This window comes from Pseudooceanicola aquaeponti (assembly GCF_050897975.1).
Lineage (GTDB): Bacteria > Pseudomonadota > Alphaproteobacteria > Rhodobacterales > Rhodobacteraceae > Pseudooceanicola.
Window position 1 is genome coordinate 149,192 of sequence record NZ_JBPAXY010000006.1, and the last position, 14,447, is coordinate 163,638.

The 14,447-nt window shown below is 66.9% G+C and carries 13 protein-coding genes; 7 read left to right on the plus strand and 6 right to left on the minus strand.

What is annotated here, in order from left to right; translation table 11 throughout:
• Positions 1-215 precede the first annotated feature (215 nt).
• Genes ACRARE_RS15660 through ACRARE_RS15670 form a run of 3 tightly spaced genes read right to left on the minus strand, consistent with a single transcriptional unit; the run spans position 216 to position 3,171 of the window.
• The gene (locus ACRARE_RS15660) at positions 216-1,256 is read right to left on the minus strand and encodes a YcjF family protein (protein ID WP_432657393.1); all 1,041 of its coding nucleotides are present in this window, start codon (positions 1,254-1,256) and stop codon (positions 216-218) included.
• Positions 1,253-1,729: a GNAT family N-acetyltransferase gene (locus tag ACRARE_RS15665; RefSeq protein WP_432657394.1), complete on the minus strand. Its 477-nt coding sequence runs from the start codon at positions 1,727-1,729 to the stop codon at positions 1,253-1,255. The genes ACRARE_RS15660 and ACRARE_RS15665 overlap by 4 nt, the downstream gene beginning before the upstream one ends.
• Positions 1,726-3,171 (minus strand): YcjX family GTP-binding protein, encoded by a 1,446-nt coding sequence (locus tag ACRARE_RS15670; protein ID WP_432657395.1) that lies wholly within the window; start codon positions 3,169-3,171, stop codon positions 1,726-1,728. The genes ACRARE_RS15665 and ACRARE_RS15670 overlap by 4 nt, the downstream gene beginning before the upstream one ends.
• 127 nt (positions 3,172-3,298) lie before the next feature.
• Here ACRARE_RS15670 and truA point away from each other — a divergent pair, with 127 nt between their 5' ends.
• From truA to ACRARE_RS15685, 3 genes are all read left to right on the plus strand, one after another.
• The gene (gene truA, locus ACRARE_RS15675; protein WP_432657396.1) at positions 3,299-4,066 is read left to right on the plus strand and encodes a tRNA pseudouridine(38-40) synthase TruA; all 768 of its coding nucleotides are present in this window, start codon (positions 3,299-3,301) and stop codon (positions 4,064-4,066) included.
• A gap of 401 nt (positions 4,067-4,467) precedes the next feature.
• Positions 4,468-5,433, plus strand: a complete 966-nt coding sequence (locus ACRARE_RS15680) for an isopenicillin N synthase family dioxygenase (protein WP_432657397.1) — start codon at positions 4,468-4,470, stop codon at positions 5,431-5,433.
• Between the two features lie 88 nt (positions 5,434-5,521).
• Positions 5,522-7,156 carry a S1 family peptidase gene (locus ACRARE_RS15685; RefSeq protein ID WP_432657398.1) on the plus strand — a complete coding sequence of 545 codons (1,635 nt, stop codon included), beginning with the start codon at positions 5,522-5,524 and terminating at the stop codon, positions 7,154-7,156.
• Between the two features lie 58 nt (positions 7,157-7,214).
• Here the strand turns inward: ACRARE_RS15685 and ACRARE_RS15690 are convergent, their stop codons facing one another.
• The 3 genes from ACRARE_RS15690 to ACRARE_RS15700 form a co-directional block, all read right to left on the minus strand.
• Positions 7,215-7,703 carry a hypothetical protein gene (locus ACRARE_RS15690; protein ID WP_432657399.1) on the minus strand — a complete coding sequence of 163 codons (489 nt, stop codon included), beginning with the start codon at positions 7,701-7,703 and terminating at the stop codon, positions 7,215-7,217.
• A gap of 173 nt (positions 7,704-7,876) precedes the next feature.
• Positions 7,877-9,097, minus strand: coding sequence for a DegT/DnrJ/EryC1/StrS family aminotransferase (locus ACRARE_RS15695; protein ID WP_432657400.1), 1,221 nt, complete (start codon positions 9,095-9,097; stop codon positions 7,877-7,879).
• 149 nt (positions 9,098-9,246) lie between these two features.
• Positions 9,247-9,897: an IclR family transcriptional regulator gene (locus ACRARE_RS15700; RefSeq protein WP_432657401.1), complete on the minus strand. Its 651-nt coding sequence runs from the start codon at positions 9,895-9,897 to the stop codon at positions 9,247-9,249.
• 111 nt (positions 9,898-10,008) lie between these two features.
• Here ACRARE_RS15700 and ACRARE_RS15705 point away from each other — a divergent pair, with 111 nt between their 5' ends.
• The 4 genes from ACRARE_RS15705 to ACRARE_RS15720 all read left to right on the plus strand — a co-directional run bounded on the left by ACRARE_RS15705 (position 10,009) and on the right by ACRARE_RS15720 (position 14,445).
• Positions 10,009-10,875, plus strand: coding sequence for a Bug family tripartite tricarboxylate transporter substrate binding protein (locus ACRARE_RS15705; RefSeq protein ID WP_432657402.1), 867 nt, complete (start codon positions 10,009-10,011; stop codon positions 10,873-10,875).
• Between the two features lie 93 nt (positions 10,876-10,968).
• The gene (locus tag ACRARE_RS15710) at positions 10,969-11,448 is read left to right on the plus strand and encodes a tripartite tricarboxylate transporter TctB family protein (RefSeq protein ID WP_432657403.1); all 480 of its coding nucleotides are present in this window, start codon (positions 10,969-10,971) and stop codon (positions 11,446-11,448) included.
• Between the two features lie 10 nt (positions 11,449-11,458).
• On the plus strand, positions 11,459-12,970 hold the full coding sequence (locus tag ACRARE_RS15715) for a tripartite tricarboxylate transporter permease (protein ID WP_432657404.1): 1,512 nt from the start codon (positions 11,459-11,461) through the stop codon (positions 12,968-12,970).
• The gene (locus tag ACRARE_RS15720) at positions 12,967-14,445 is read left to right on the plus strand and encodes an aldehyde dehydrogenase (RefSeq protein ID WP_432657405.1); all 1,479 of its coding nucleotides are present in this window, start codon (positions 12,967-12,969) and stop codon (positions 14,443-14,445) included. Before ACRARE_RS15715 ends, ACRARE_RS15720 begins: the two co-directional genes overlap by 4 nt.
• Positions 14,446-14,447 lie beyond the last annotated feature (2 nt).

Sequence of the window (14,447 nt, forward strand, 5' to 3'; positions counted from 1 at the left end):
CGGGCCAGAGGGCGGAGGCCTCCGGCGGGAGTATTTCCGTCCCGGTGAAAGAGCAGGGCCCGCCCCCGGATTGGCCGACTTTCGAAGGCGGGCGCGTGGCACGCTCTTCATGGCCAAAGTAGGCCGCCTTATAAGGCCCCGTCCCGCTCTTTCACTGGGCCAAAAATACTCCGGGGGGAGCCGCAGGCGGGGGGCGGAGCCCCCCTCCGCTCGGTTCAGTCCGCGCCGCCCTCTGGCTTCTCGGCCTTGGCAAAGAGCCCCGCCAGGGCCGACTGGATGATCGCGGTGACCCGCGGGCGGCGCGCGGCGGAGAAGGGCATGGGGCGGCAGACCTCCATCGCGGCCAGGCCCACCCGGGCGGTCAGGGCGCCGTTCACCACCCCCTCGCCAAAGCGGCGCGACAGACGCGCCAGAAGGTTGCCCCCCAGGACCGAGCCCAGCATGTCGTCGCCCATGGCCACCGCGCCGGTGGCCACCAGATGGGTCATCACCGCGCGCAGCAGGCGCCAGGAGCCTAGCGTGCCCGAGCGGCCACCGTAGATCTCGGCAATGCGGCGGATCATGCGGATATTGGCGCCCAGGGCCGTGGCCACATCGGCCAGGGCCAGGGGCACCAGGGCCGTGACCGTGGCGACCTGGCGGGCCGCCGCCTCGACCTCGGCGCGGGCGGCGCGGTCCAGCGGCGTCAGCAGCTCGCTCTCGGCCAGGTCCAGCAGGGAGGCTGCGTCGAACTGGTCGGGCTGGCGCTCCTCGAGCCTCTCTACCTGCCAGCGCATCTCGGGGCGGTGCCGGTAAAGCTTCGTCAGCTGGGCCGTGGCCGTGCGGGCCTCTGCCAGGCTGTCCGAAGCGCGGGCCCCGGCCATGGCCTTGTGCAGCCGGTCCATGCGCGACAGTCGGGCGAAGGCGGTCAGTTCCTTCACCACGATGGCTGCGAGCACCGCCAGGAAGGCTGCGATCAGCGCTGTGACCGCCCAGCCCAGCCAGGGGGTGGCGGCGATCATTGCGGTCACCGCGTTCCAGGCCGCTGTCGAGATCGCCACGGTCAGCAGGGCGCCCGCCAGCCCCCAGAACCAGCGCGCCAGCCGCGAGGGTTTGCGCGCCATCAGACGGGCGGAGCGGGCCAGGCGCGCCTCGGCGGCGGGCAAGGTGCTGTCGGGCACCGGGGGCGCCATGTCGGGGCGGGCGGCGGGGCCCTCGACCTCGATCAGGACGGGGCCGGAAGAGGGGCGGGGGGGATCGTCGGGGCGCTCGGTCATGCGGCGGCCTCCTGTCGGGATTGCGGGACGTGGGGCGTGGCGCTCCAGATCATCAGGACCTCGGGCAGGGCCTCGTCATTGCCGCGCCCGTCGCTGTAGCCCATGGTGACGAATCCCTCGGCGGCGTAGAAGCGGCGGGCGGCGTGGTTGTCCTGGGCGGTCCAGATCGACAGGGCCGCCTGACTGGCCTTGGCGCGGTGCAGCAGCGCCCGGCCCATGCCTGCCCGGCGGGCGCGGGCATGGACGTAAAGGGCGTGGATCTGCTGCTCGCGCTGCGCCAGAAAGGCCGCCGGGCCCCGGCTGTCGCGGATCAGCCAGACCGTATCGCGCCGCACCAGCCGCGCCAGCAGCCGCAGGTCGGCCAGGGCCGTGCGGGCGCGCGGATGGCCCGGTGCGCGGGTATGCGACCAAAGCACCCGGGCCAGCCCCGGAACGTCACGCAGCCGGGCGCGGGTAAGGCGCGGCGCGCTCATAGCCTGTCCCCCAGCAGGAACTGCGCGGCACGGTCCAGCCGGATATGCGGCGGCCCTTCGCCGGGTTTCAGCATCAGGGGCGCGGGCTGGAAATTCATGATGCGATAGTCGCCGTCCAGCCATTTGTCGCCCGCCTGAAAGCCCCGGGTGATGCGGGTCGGATCCTCGGGCAGGTCGCCGGGATAGAAGGCCGCCTCGCGCCCGTCCGCCAGGCGCCCGCGGACGCAGTCGAGCTGTCGGCCCTCGTGCGTCAGCGTCTCTTCCACCGTGGTGCGCAGCGCGGCCAGCGACATCGAGGCGGTGCTGGCGCCGGCGAAATCGGCGCGCGAGACGGCGCGGGCCAGCAGCGTGTCCAACACCGCCGTCAGCCGGGGGTGCTGGCTGTGGTGCAGGTGGTCGGCCTTGGTGGCGGCGAAGAGGATCTTTTCCACCCGCTTGCCGAAGAGGAACTGGGTCAGCCAGGCGTTGCGACCGGGGCGGAAGGCGGACAGGATCGCCTCCATCCCGCGGCCCAGATCGTCCACGGCCTCGGGGCCTGCGTGGATTGCCGACAGGGCATCCACCAGCACCACCTGGCGGTCGATGCGGGCGAAATGCTCGGTGAAGAAGGGTTTGACGACCCGGGCCTTATAGGCCTCGAACCGCCGTTCCATCTCGCGCCAAAGGCCCTTGCGGGCGGGGCGGTCCTGCGGTGGCAGGGGGGCGAAGGTCAGCACGGGCGAGCCCGCCAGGTCGCCGGGCAGCAGGAAGCGGCCCGGGGTGACGTCCGAGAGGCCCTGCACCCGCGCCTCGGTCAGATAGTCGGTATAGAGCCGGGCCAGAGCCTGGGCGGCGGGTTCGTCGAAGCCCGCGTCGGGGTCGGCCGCCCGCGCCGCCGATAGAAAGCCCTGCGCATAGGGGCGTTTCGCCATCCGGGCCAGCAGATCGGCGGACCACTGGGCATAGGTCTTGTCCATCAGCCCCAGATCCAGCAGCCATTCGCCGGGGTAATCCACGATATCCAGATGGAAGGTGCGCGGCCCCGTCACGCCCCCCAGAAGCCCGGTGGGCCGCACCCGGAACGACAGGCGCAGTTCCGAGATCGAGCGGGTGCTTTCGGGCCAGTGCGGCGTGGGGCCGGTCAGCGCCGCCAGGTGGTCCTCGTAGTCGAACCGGGGCAGGGTGTCGTCGGGCTGGGGTTGCAGATAGGTGGCCAGGATCCGCCCCTCGGCCTGGGCGGCGAGGCCCGTCATCCGGGCGCGGTTCAGCAGGTTGGCCACCAGCGAGGTGATGAAGACCGTCTTGCCCGCCCGTGCCATGCCGGTGATGCCAAGGCGCAGCGAGGGTTCCAGGAAGGTGGCCGAGAAACTGTCCGACGCCGCCTCGACCTGGCGCGACAGCCCGTCAGCCAGAGAGGTGATGCCGAATTGCGTACCGTATCGGTCGTATATGCGGGATGCCACGGTCTGTCCTCTTGCCTGCCCTGAAAGAGATAGAGGCGACGGCGCGGCTTTCCAAGCGTTCCGGGACGGCGGTGTGCCGGGCGGCGGGGGATTGCGGGGGCGGGCCTGGATGGGCTAAGCGCCGGATATGCCGAGATTTGCGTTACAGGTCGAATATCATGGGGGCCCCTTTGCCGGTTGGCAGAGGCAGGCCGACGTGCCCTCGGTGCAGGGCGCCATCGAGGCGGCGCTGGCCCGGCTGGAGCCGGGGGCGCATACCATCGCCGCCGCAGGCCGCACCGATGCGGGGGTTCATGCGACGGGACAGGTGGCCCATTGCGACCTGACGCGCGACTGGGATCCCTTCCGGCTCAGCGAGGCGCTGAACTATCATCTGAAGCCGCAGCCGGTGGCGATCCGGGCCTGTGCCCGGGTGGACGACGACTGGCATGCGCGGTTCTCGGCGCTGGAACGGCGCTATCTGTTCCGCCTGCTGGTGCGGCGCGCGCCCGCGACCTTCGAGGCCGGTCTGGTCTGGCAGGTGAAACAGCCGCTGTCGCTGGAGGCGATGCGGGCAGGGGCCGCGCATCTGCTGGGGCATCACGATTTCACCACCTTCCGCAGCTCGATCTGCCAGGCCGCCAGCCCGGTGAAGACCCTCGACGAGATCCGTATCGAGGCGGTCGAAGGCCCCTCTGGCCCCGAGTTCCGTTGCCACCTGCGCGCCCGTAGCTTCCTGCACAATCAGGTGCGCTCGATCGTCGGCACCCTGGAACGGGTGGGGGCCGGGGCCTGGGCGCCCGAGGACGTGAAGACCGCGCTGGAGGCCCGCGACCGCGCCGCCTGCGGCCCGGTCTGCCCGCCCGAGGGGCTGTATCTGGCCGGGGTTGGCTACCCCGAGGATCCTTTCGCCTGAGAACGGCAGCGCCGCGCGTGAGCGGTGCTCACGACGCCCCGCCCGCCGTCCCGTCAGGGCGGGTGGCAGCGGCAGTCGGCCATCCAGATCCCCGTGCTGGTGATGGCCCTCGATGGGGCAGATCGACCGGCACGGTGAAACAATGCTCGGGGCTTCGCTTAATCGCAGTCTGCCAAACGACAGGCGGCGCAGCCTGTTTGCGCATCAGGCCTGGAGATCAGGTCGGATCCGTCGTCCTGTGCGAGGACCGGCCGTCCCCTGCCTGCCGCTTGGGCAGCCCTTTTGCCCCGGGGGCCTGTCGCTGCGCGCCCGCTGGTCTGCCCCTGCGCCTGGGGGGCGCGCGCCGTTGACAGCCGCGCCGGAAGGGCGTTGCCTTCGGGCGAAAGATCAAAGGAAGACCTATGAGCCTCGACGACAGCGCCGCCCCCGATTTCGCCATCCTCGACCTGGGCGCCTTTGCCGCCGCCGATGCCGCGGGCCGCGCCGCCATCGGCGCCGAGGTGGACCGCACCTGCCGCGAGACCGGTTTCCTGGCGGTCGGCAACCACGGCGTGCCCGAGGCGGTGATCGCCGGCCTCTGGTCCAAGCTGACCGCCTTCTTCGACCTGCCCGCCGAAGAAAAGCAGGGCCTGAAACCCGCCCCCGGCGATCCCTACGGCTATCTCGGCCCGGGGACCGAGGCCCTGGCCAGGTCGCGCGGCGAGGACACGCCCCCCGACCTGAAGGAAAGCTTCAACGGCGGCCCCCAGGTCGTGCCCGAGGGCGAAACCGACCCCCAGGCCCTGGCCTTCTGCTATGCCCCCACCCCCTGGCCCGACGCCCCCGAGGGCTTTCGCGAGGCCTGGGTGGCCTATTACGCCGAAATGGTGCGCCTGGCCGAGCGGATCATGGAGGTCTTCGCCGTGGCCTTGGGCCTGCCGCAGGACCATTTCGCGCCGATGATCGACGCCCCGATCAGCGGGATGCGGGCACTGAACTACCCCGCCCAGGAGGTGGCCCCGCAAGAGGGCCAGCTGCGCGCCGGGGCGCATACGGACTATGGCTCGCTGACGATCCTGCTGCCCGAACCGGGCTCGCGCGGGCTCGAGATCCTGACGCCCGAGGGCACATGGCGGGGCATTCCGCCGGTCGAGGGGGCCTTCGTGATCAATATCGGCGATCTGATGACCCTGTGGACCGGGGGCGACTGGGTTTCGACCCTGCACCGGGTGGTGACGCCCCCCGACTGGGCGACGCGGCGGCGCATGTCGATTGCGTTTTTCCACCAGCCCAACTGGCACGCCGAGGTGAAACCGCTGACCGGCGAAGGCGAGACGGTGCTGTCGGGGCCGTATTTGATGGGGAAATTTGCGGCGGCGAATGGGTGAGGGGGCCTTGGGCTCTCTTTCACAACTCGTTTGGGACCAAGATAGGTGGCTGTAAAGTCGAGCTATTGGCTAAAGAAAACAACTTGCCGTGACTCACCAACTGAACGAACATCGGACCATGTCGAGAACACCAATCGCCATTGCCTCAACTCTTGCGGTCGGCCTGTGTGGTACACCTGCCTTCTCTGGAGATGATCTTCAGTGGGCAGGCTGCGCGGGCGGTGACGTTCGAGGTGGAAAAGTAATGGGCGACCTTCACTCGACGCTGGGCCATAGCCTCAAATGTGTATTGAAGACGGATTCTTCTCCAAGGGTGGAATGGAGAGGGGTGAATGACACCCTGATAGAGGCTTCCGAAGCGCAGGGATTGTTGTCTGAGGTCTTTCAAGCGGGAAGAATGACGTCCTCCGAGAAGCGCATGTTGCAATCTATTCTGGCGCTTCGCGGAGACTACAATGGACTCATTGACGGAGATTGGGGAAGGCGAAGCGAAACAGCCTTGCGTCATGCCGTGGATAAGGATTTCGGGGGTGGGGATCCGCTAAACTGGCAGATCGCATCTATGCTCTTCGATTTTTTGGACGCTGTTGACGAAAACGGCTGGTCTATTCGGCCCGTTGCTCCGTTAGCAATTGCGATGTGGTTTCCTGAGAAGTTACTTATTTTGCGGGATCGGGACGGTGCATTTGAAGAGTGGCGTTCGGCAGATGATAGGGTCTCGGTTTCATTTCTGGATCTTCAAGACTATGAAGTCGTGGAAGCGCACTTACATCTTTTTGGTATGTCGGGACAGTCAAAGGAACCATATACTGTTCGCGGAGACACAAGGTGGGTGACCAGTGTCGTCACCCCATATGTTACAGGCTACTTGCGCAGTGACCTGATATCAGGAACGTGGTCGACGGTACTGATCTTTACCGATGCCGAAATGAAGGGCGAGATGGCGCTGATGTCCGGTAGTATCCGAGCCGGGCGTGGCTATGATGTTGTGCCCCCTGATCGTGGCTATCTTATGCAAAGCTTCGAAGCCTATCTCTCTGCTTTGGCGGAAATTAATGTCGAAAAGGAACCAGTTGCTAGACCTGACCAAGGACGAACGCCCGAGGGGGCAGAAGAAGGCAGTAGCGGGACTGCCTTTTATGTGACCTCGGATGCGATAGCACTGACAAATGCCCATGTTGTGGAAGGTTGCGACCGTATCTCTCTGGATCGCAACCCCGCCCGAATTCTTGCGATGAGCAGTGCTTTCGACCTTGCCGCGCTGCAACGTGTCGACCAGAAACGCACTGCCTTTCTAGCTTTTGCACCTGAGGATGTCCGTCTCAATGCTGATGTTACGATCGCGGGATATCCCCTTCACGGATTGCTTGGAGGCATCAATATAAGTCGTGGAAGCGTTTCGTCTCTAAAAGGTCTTCATGGGGATGAAATGACGATTCAGATTTCTGCCCCAGTGCAACCCGGAAACAGTGGCGGGCCAATGGTTGACAAGTTTGGCAATGTGGTCGGTGTCGTCGTGTCCAAGCTTAATGCAAAGGCTATCGCGGAGGTTACGGGAGATATCGCTCAGAACGTCAATTTCGCGATTCGTGGATCAATCGCTCAGGTGTTCCTTAGCGCTAATTCTGTTCATTACGATTTTGGAGGCGTCGAGCAGGCCTTGGGGCCGGAAGATGCTGCTTCAAAATTGGAGGCTGCCACTGTTCTGGTGGAGTGCAACTAGGCTAGTGGCGCAATTCTCAGAGCTTGGTCATACGCCGTTACCCGCTTTGCTCCCCCCCTCACCCCGCCCAGCTCCGCAACTCCCGCAGCTGCGGGGTCTTCTTCGCCTGGTGCTCGGCCATCCGGCCCATCAGGCGGTCCAGGGCGGCGATCACCTCGAAGATATGCGGGCCCTTGTTCAGCATGACGCACTCGGCGCGGGCGGCAATGCGCGCCTCGCCGGCAAAGAAGCCATCGGGGGCGGGGGGCTGGTAGGGGGCGCCCTGGGCGGCGGCCAGAAGGGCGCGGGTGGCCTCCAGCGTTGGCAGGACGCGGGATTCGGCGCGACCCAGCGAGGATAGCCCGGCCTGCATCAGCCGCCATTGCAGGGGGCGGATGTCGTGCTGGCGCAGGGCCAGATACTGGGCGAAATTCTCGGCCGAGGGGGCAAAGCCCGGCGCCTCGATCCAGCCCTGCCAGCGCGCGGCGATCGGGGCGGCGCCCGACAGGATCTGCGCGCGCAGCCTGTCGACCTCGGTCAGAAGGGATGCAAGATTCGGGGTGTCCATGGGGGGTCCTCCGCTGCCTCTACTCGCGCTAGGCGCCGGGTGTGACAGGGGAATGACAGGACGGGGGTGGGCGACCTTCGGCCGCAGCCGGGGCCCCGCCTTGCCCGCGCCGGATGCAAAACGGCCCCGGAGGCAGAGCACCCGGGGCCGTTGATCGGATCTGTCGGGGCCGCCTATTCGGCGGCGTGCGTCACTTCCGCTTCGCCCATCACATCCTGGGCCGCGCCGGTCAGGGCGTCGGCGATCATGTCGCATTCGGCCAGCGTCAGGCGGGCGGGCAGGCGGCAGTCACAGGCGCGCATCAGCATGGCGCGGGTGGCGGGCAGCTCGGGCAGATCCTCGATGAACTGCCAGTTCCAGAAGGCGCGGGCATTGTCGGCGGACATGCCGAAGACCTGCACCTTGACGCCGCGTTTGGCTGCCGCGTCCTGGAAGGCGCGGGTCTGGTCGTCGCTCAGGCCCACGAGGTTGAATTGCAGGCTGTCGGGGGCGCGCTCTTCGGGGGCCAGCTTCTCGGGCACCTCGATCCAGGGGCTGGCGCTGATCGCGGCGGCGGTGTGGTCGTGGTTGCGGCGGCCATCGCGGACACGGCGGGCCACTTCGGGCAGCTGGCTGCGGGCGATGGTGGCCGACATGTTCGACAGGCGCAGGTTGTAAAGCGGCAGCTTGTTCTGCCAGCGCTCCAGCGCCTCGATCAGGTCGTTCGAGTTCTCGCCGTGGCGCGCTTTGTGCTTCTTCCACATATGCTCGTAGGCGCCCGACATGATGATGGCGCGGGCCACCAGGTCGGCGTCATCGGTGATCAGGATGCCACCCTCGCCGGAGTTGACCAGCTTGTAGCTTTGGAACGAGAAGCAGCCGATCTTGCCGATGGTGCCGATGTTCTTGCCGTGCCAGGTCGTGCCCAGCGAGTGGGCCGCATCCTCGACCACCGGGATCCCGGCGGCGTCACACAGCGCCATGATCGCATCCATGTCCGAGGTATGGCCGCGCATGTGCGAGATGATCACGGCCTGCACTGTCGGCAGCTTGGCTTTGAAATCTTCGATGTCGATGCGGTAGTTCGTGCCCACTTCGCAGAGCACCGGCTGGCAATCGGCATGGACGATCGACGAGGGCACGGCGGCGAAGGTAAAGCCCGGGATCATCACGCGGGCGCCGCGCGGCAGGTCCAGGGCCTTCAGCGACAGGAACAGCGCGGCAGAGCAGGACGAGACGGCGAGGGCGTATTTGGTGCCCATCATCTCGGCAAACTCGGTCTCAAGCAGGGTGACCGGGGCGTTCTCGGGGGCGGTATAGCGGAACAGGTCTCCGGACGAGAGCAGACGCTCGATCTCGGCGCGGGCGGCTTCGGGGATCGCTTCGGCGTCGTAAACATTCGGCGGCAGAGTCATGTCTTCGGCTTTCCTGAAAATCATCTTCGGGAAATCTAACGGAAGCGTCGGGTGCCGCAAAGTGAAAAATATGTAACGGGTCGTCGCAGGCGGAAGGCCGGAGGGCCGATCGGGGGACGGCGTTCCGGTCTGTGGCCCCGCCGCCGGGCCTAGCCCTCCAGGATCAGCCGATTGCGCGCCTCCAGCAGCAGCTCGCCCGCCCGGGTCCTGGCGACCTCGTCGAAGCGGGTGCAGATGCCAGAGACGCACAGCGCGCCGCGCAACTCTCCGTCCGCAGAGCTGATCCGAACGGCCACCGCCGCGACCTCGGGGTTGCGCTCGCCCACCGAGACGAAGACCCGGTCGGGGGGGCTGTCCTCGGCGCTTAGCGCGTGGCCCGCCGCGCCCCGGTCGATGCTCAGCCGCGAGCCTTCGTCCAGGTGGTGGCGCACGGGATTCGGAGAGTTCTGCCGGTAAAGGCAGATCCGTTCCTCCTGTTCGCGCACGTAGTAAGAGGCGGTCTCTCCGGTCAGCTCGACCAGCTGGCGCAGTTCTGGCCGGACCTTCTCGCCCAGGTCGAACCGGCGCCGGAACAGCGCGCCCAGGCGCCAGACATTCGAGCCGAGCGCATAGCGCTTTGCCGGGTCGCGAACGATGAAACCAAACAGGATCAAAGAGTTGAGAAGGCGCGGCAGCGAGCTTTTCGAAATGCCGGTCTCTTGCGCGATCTCGCTCAGGCTGAGCGACATGCGGTCCTCCGAAAAGGCATCCAGGATCGACAGGGCCTTCTCGACAGCCTCGACACGTTGTCCGCTTTCCATGGCAATTGTTCCACTAGATGAAAATCGAGTTTCGCACTGTGGACTTTCTTTTCCCGCCTGTCCAGTGTCCGAAGCGTCGACAGGGAGGCTGTCGAACGAGGAGGAAAGCTTATGAACAAGACCGTCTTTGCCGGTGCGCTCAGCGTGCTTGCCCTGTCCGCAGGGGCCGTGACCGCACAGGATTACCCGACCCGCACCATCGACATGGTGATCGCCTATAGCGCCGGTGGCGGGACCGATGTCGCCGCGCGCACCCTGGTGCCCTTCATCGAGAAATACCTGCCGGGCGATAAGACCGTCGCCGTGATCAACAAGCCCGGCGCCTCCGGCGAACTGGGCTTTGCCGAGATCGCCAAGGCCAAGCCCGATGGCTACACGATCGGTTTCATCAACACCCCGACCAGCATCACCATTCCGATCCAGCGCGAGGCGTCCTTTGCCTTCGACCAGTTGAAGCCGATTGCCAACGTGGTCTTCGACGCGGGCTCGCTGGTGGCGCTGCCCGACAACGACTACGGCGATTTGGCCGGTCTGGTCGAGGCTGCAAAGGCCGCGCCGGGCACCATCACCTACGGCACCACCGGCATTGGCTCGGACGACCACCTGTCGATGCTGGCGCTGCAACGCGCGGCGGGGATCGAGCTGCGGCACGTGCCCTTCGGCGGCTCGTCCGAGATCCGCGCGGCCCTGCTGGGCGGCCATATCGCCCTGGGTTCGATGAACATCGGCGAGGTGATCGACAGCGTGAACGAGGGCGAATTGTCCTCCTTCGGGCAGATGGGCACCGAGCGTTGGGAAGGCGCCCCCGAGGTGCCGACTTTCCAGGAGCAGGGCTTCGACGTGGTGTCGGGCGCCTATCGCGGCATCGGCGCCCCCGTGGGCCTGGATCCGGCGATCATCGCGACCCTCTCGGCCGCCATCGGTGAAGCCGTCGCCGACGAGGAATTCCGCGCCGCCGCCGCCGAGCGCTGCCGCTGAACTACCAGGGGTCCGATGACTTCACCGCGACGCTGACCGATCTCCAGGGCCTCTATCAGGCGCTGTGGGACGAGAACCCCTGGGTCGAGTGACATGAGCCCGCGCGACGACATCTCCGTTGCGTCCTCCCGGGTGGTGGCGGCAGAACTTGCCGCCGCCCTCGGGGTGGCAGCGGTCTTTGCCCTGCTGGGCTGGGTCGGCAGCGGCTATCGCGGGGCGGCGGCCTTCATGCCGATCGCCGTCTCGGGGCTGGGCTGCGTGGCGGCGCTGGTCTGGGCCGGGGGGCTGGTGCGGCAACTGCCGCGCGCCGAGGGCGAGACCACGCTGTCGAAGGCCTCGCTGCGGCGCCTGGCCACCCTGGCGGTGCTGATGGTGGCCTTCGTGGCGGCGATCCCGCATCTGGGCTTCTTCACGTCCATCCTGGTCTTCCTGACTGCCGCGCCCGCCCTGATGGGGCTGCGTCCGGCCTGGCAGGCGGCCCTGGCCGCCGTCGGCCTGGCGGTCCTGCTCTGGCTGATCTTCATTGTGCTGCTCGAAAGTCCCATGCCTGCGGACCTGATCTTCGGCGGCTGAGGAGTTCCCCTTGGATATTCTGACACATCTGGTGGACGGTTTCGCCGCCATCTTCACGCCCGTGGTTATCCTGGCCATGGTGGCCGGTACGGTGATGGGCGTCCTGGCCGGGGCCCTGCCGGGGCTTTCGGCGACGATGGGGATCGCGGTGCTGATCCCCTTCACCTTCGGGATGGAGCCGCTGGTGGCGCTTGGCCTGGTGGCGGGCATCTACAACGGCGCCATGTACGGCGGGTCGATCCCCGCGATCCTGCTGCGCATCCCCGGTACGCCCGCGGGCATCGCCACCGTCTTTGACGGCTACCCGATGACCCGGCAGGGCCGCGCCCGGCAGGCGCTGCGCGTCTCTCTCTATTCCTCCGCCTTCGGCTCGTTCGTCAGCGCGTTGTGCCTGATCCTGCTGTCGCCGCCGCTGGCCGCGCTGGCGCTGAAGTTCGGGCCGTCGCAGTTCTTCTGGCTGGCGATCTTCGGGATGCTGTGCATCACTTCTGTGCTGGGCGGCTCGCTGTCCAAGGGGCTGATCTCGACCTGCGCGGGTCTGCTGATGGGCCTGGTGGGGATCGACCAGATCACCGGCGCCGAACGCTACACCTTCGGCTCGGCCCATCTGGTCTCGGGCTTCTCGATCATCGTCGTGCTGACCGGGCTTTACGCCATCCCGCCCGCGTTGGAACTGGCCGAGAAGGCCCTGCGCATCGACAGCAAGGACCTGGACACCGGCAAGAGCGCCGATGACGGGTTCAAGATGCGCTCGCTGCTGCCGGTCTGGCTGCGCTCTTCGGTGATCGGCGTCATCGTCGGCATCATGCCCGGCGCGGGCGGCAATATCGCCGCGGTGATCTCCTGGAACGAGGCCCGGCGCCGCGCCAAAGAGGGCGATCGCTACGGCAAGGGCGACCCCAAGGGCGTGGCCGCCGCCGAATGTGCCAACAACGCGGATACCGCCGCGACGCTGATCCCCGCCCTGACCCTGGGCGTGCCGGGCTCGGCCGTGGCCGCCGTGATCATGGGGGTGCTGCTGGTGCACGGGCTGCGCCCCGGGCCGGCGCTGTTCCGCGACACGGCCGAGATTACCTACGGCTTCATGATCGCCATGGGCGTGACCGCGCTGATGATGATCCCCATCGGGGCCCTGGGCTCGCGCCTTTTCATCAACGCGTTGCGCCTGCCGCCGCTGATCCTGGCCCCCGGCATCGTCGTGCTGACCTCGATCGGCGTCTACACGGTGGGCAACAGCATCGTCGAAGTCTGGATCATGCTGATCGTCGGCCTTGTCGGCTATGGCATGGAAAAGCTCGAGATCCCCACGGCGCCCGCCGTGCTGGCGATCATCCTTGGCCCGATGGCCGAATCCGAATTGCGCCGCTCGCTGCTGATCAGTGGCAATGATCCCGCGATCTTCTTCAGCGGGGTGGTGAACTGGATCTTCATCCTGCTGATCGCGCTGATGCTGGCGCTGACCCTTATCCGCCGGCGCAAGGCGCGCCGTGCCGCGACCGAAAACCAGAAGGTGGAAATATGACCAAGTACCTCAACTACATCAACGGCGCCTGGGCCGAACCCGCGTCGGGCCAGTGGATGGATGCGGTCGAGCCGTTCTCGGGCAAGGTCTGGGCCGAGGTGCCGCAATCGGATGCGACCGATGCCGACCGCGCCGTGCGCGCCGCCCATGCGGCGATGGACAATCCTGACTGGGCGGGCCTGACCCCGACCGCGCGGGGCGCGCTGCTGCGCCGCTTCGCCGACTACATCCAGGCCAACTCCGACCGTCTGGTCGAAGTGGAACAGCGCGACAACGGCAAGCTGGTGGCCGAGGTGAAGGGCCAGGTGGCCAATATGACGCAATGGCTGAACTACTACTCGGGCCTGTGCGACAAGGTCGGCGGCCATGTCGTGCCGATCAACAAGCCCGGCGTCATCAACTACGTCAAATACGAACCCATCGGGGTGGTGGTGGCGATCACCGCCTGGAACTCTCCGCTGTCGCTGACCGCCTGGAAACTGGCACCCGCGCTGGCGGCGGGCAATACCATCGTCATCAAGCCCTCTGAATTCGCCTCGGCCTCGGTGCTGGAACTGGCGCGGCTGGCCGATGAGGCGGGGATGCCCAAGGGGGTGATTAACGTGGTCACGGGCCTGGGTGGCGAAGTGGGCGAGGCGCTGGTCTCGCACCCGCTGACCGCCAAGATCGCCTTTACCGGCGGCGAGGGGGGCGGGCGCCATGTGGCCATGGCCGCCGCCCGGCACTTCAAGCCCGTCACGCTGGAGCTGGGGGGCAAGTCGCCCAACATCATCTTCGACGATTGCGACCTGGACCAGGCGGTGAAGGGCGCCATCGCGGGCATCTTCGCCGCGGCGGGCCAGACCTGCATGGCAGGCAGCCGGGTGTTGGTGCAGAAAAGCGTGCTGGAACCCTTCCTGAAGGCCTTCACCGCCGCCACCGAGGCCGCCAGGATCGGCGATCCGGCGGATCCCGAGACCCAGATCGGCCCGATCTGCACCCGTCCGCAGTTCGAGAAGGTCCAGGCGATGATCGCCATGGCCCGGGACGAGGGCGCGCGACTGGTCACTGGCGGCGAGGTGGTCTCTGGCCCCGACCTTGGCCAGGGGCAGTTCATTCGCCCCACGGTCTTTGCCGATGTCACCAATGACATGCGCATCGCCCGCGAAGAGGTCTTTGGCCCGGTGGCCTGCGTCATCGCCTTCGACACCGAGGAAGAGGCCTATGCCATCGCCAATGACACCGACTATGGCCTGGCGGCGGCTGTCTGGACCCGTGACCTGGCCCGCGCCATGCGGGCCGTCGACCGGATCCGTGCGGGCACCGTCTGGGTGAACAACTACCGCACCACCAGCTTTGCCACGCCGTTTGGCGGCTACAAGCAATCGGGCATCGGGCGCGAGGGCGGGGTGGACGCCTTCAAGGACTATCTGGAAACGAAAAGCGTCTGGATCACCCCCGAACCGAACCGCGCCAACCCTTTCGTGCTGGGGTAAGA

What these genes read in the sequence shown, in the direction of transcription:
- ACRARE_RS15665 (WP_432657394.1), bottom strand. Translation starts at nt 1,729, where the DNA reads ATGAGCGCGCCGCGCCTTACCCGCGCCCGGCTGCGTGACGTTCCGGGG.
- ACRARE_RS15660 (WP_432657393.1), bottom strand. Translation starts at nt 1,256, where the DNA reads ATGACCGAGCGCCCCGACGATCCCCCCCGCCCCTCTTCCGGCCCCGTC.
- ACRARE_RS15690 (WP_432657399.1), bottom strand. Translation starts at nt 7,703, where the DNA reads ATGGACACCCCGAATCTTGCATCCCTTCTGACCGAGGTCGACAGGCTG.
- ACRARE_RS15680 (WP_432657397.1), top strand. Translation starts at nt 4,468, where the DNA reads ATGAGCCTCGACGACAGCGCCGCCCCCGATTTCGCCATCCTCGACCTG.
- ACRARE_RS15705 (WP_432657402.1), top strand. Translation starts at nt 10,009, where the DNA reads ATGAACAAGACCGTCTTTGCCGGTGCGCTCAGCGTGCTTGCCCTGTCC.
- ACRARE_RS15720 (WP_432657405.1), top strand. Translation starts at nt 12,967, where the DNA reads ATGACCAAGTACCTCAACTACATCAACGGCGCCTGGGCCGAACCCGCG.
- ACRARE_RS15695 (WP_432657400.1), bottom strand. Translation starts at nt 9,097, where the DNA reads ATGACTCTGCCGCCGAATGTTTACGACGCCGAAGCGATCCCCGAAGCC.
- ACRARE_RS15710 (WP_432657403.1), top strand. Translation starts at nt 10,969, where the DNA reads ATGAGCCCGCGCGACGACATCTCCGTTGCGTCCTCCCGGGTGGTGGCG.
- ACRARE_RS15700 (WP_432657401.1), bottom strand. Translation starts at nt 9,897, where the DNA reads ATGGAAAGCGGACAACGTGTCGAGGCTGTCGAGAAGGCCCTGTCGATC.
- truA (WP_432657396.1), top strand. Translation starts at nt 3,299, where the DNA reads ATGCCGAGATTTGCGTTACAGGTCGAATATCATGGGGGCCCCTTTGCC.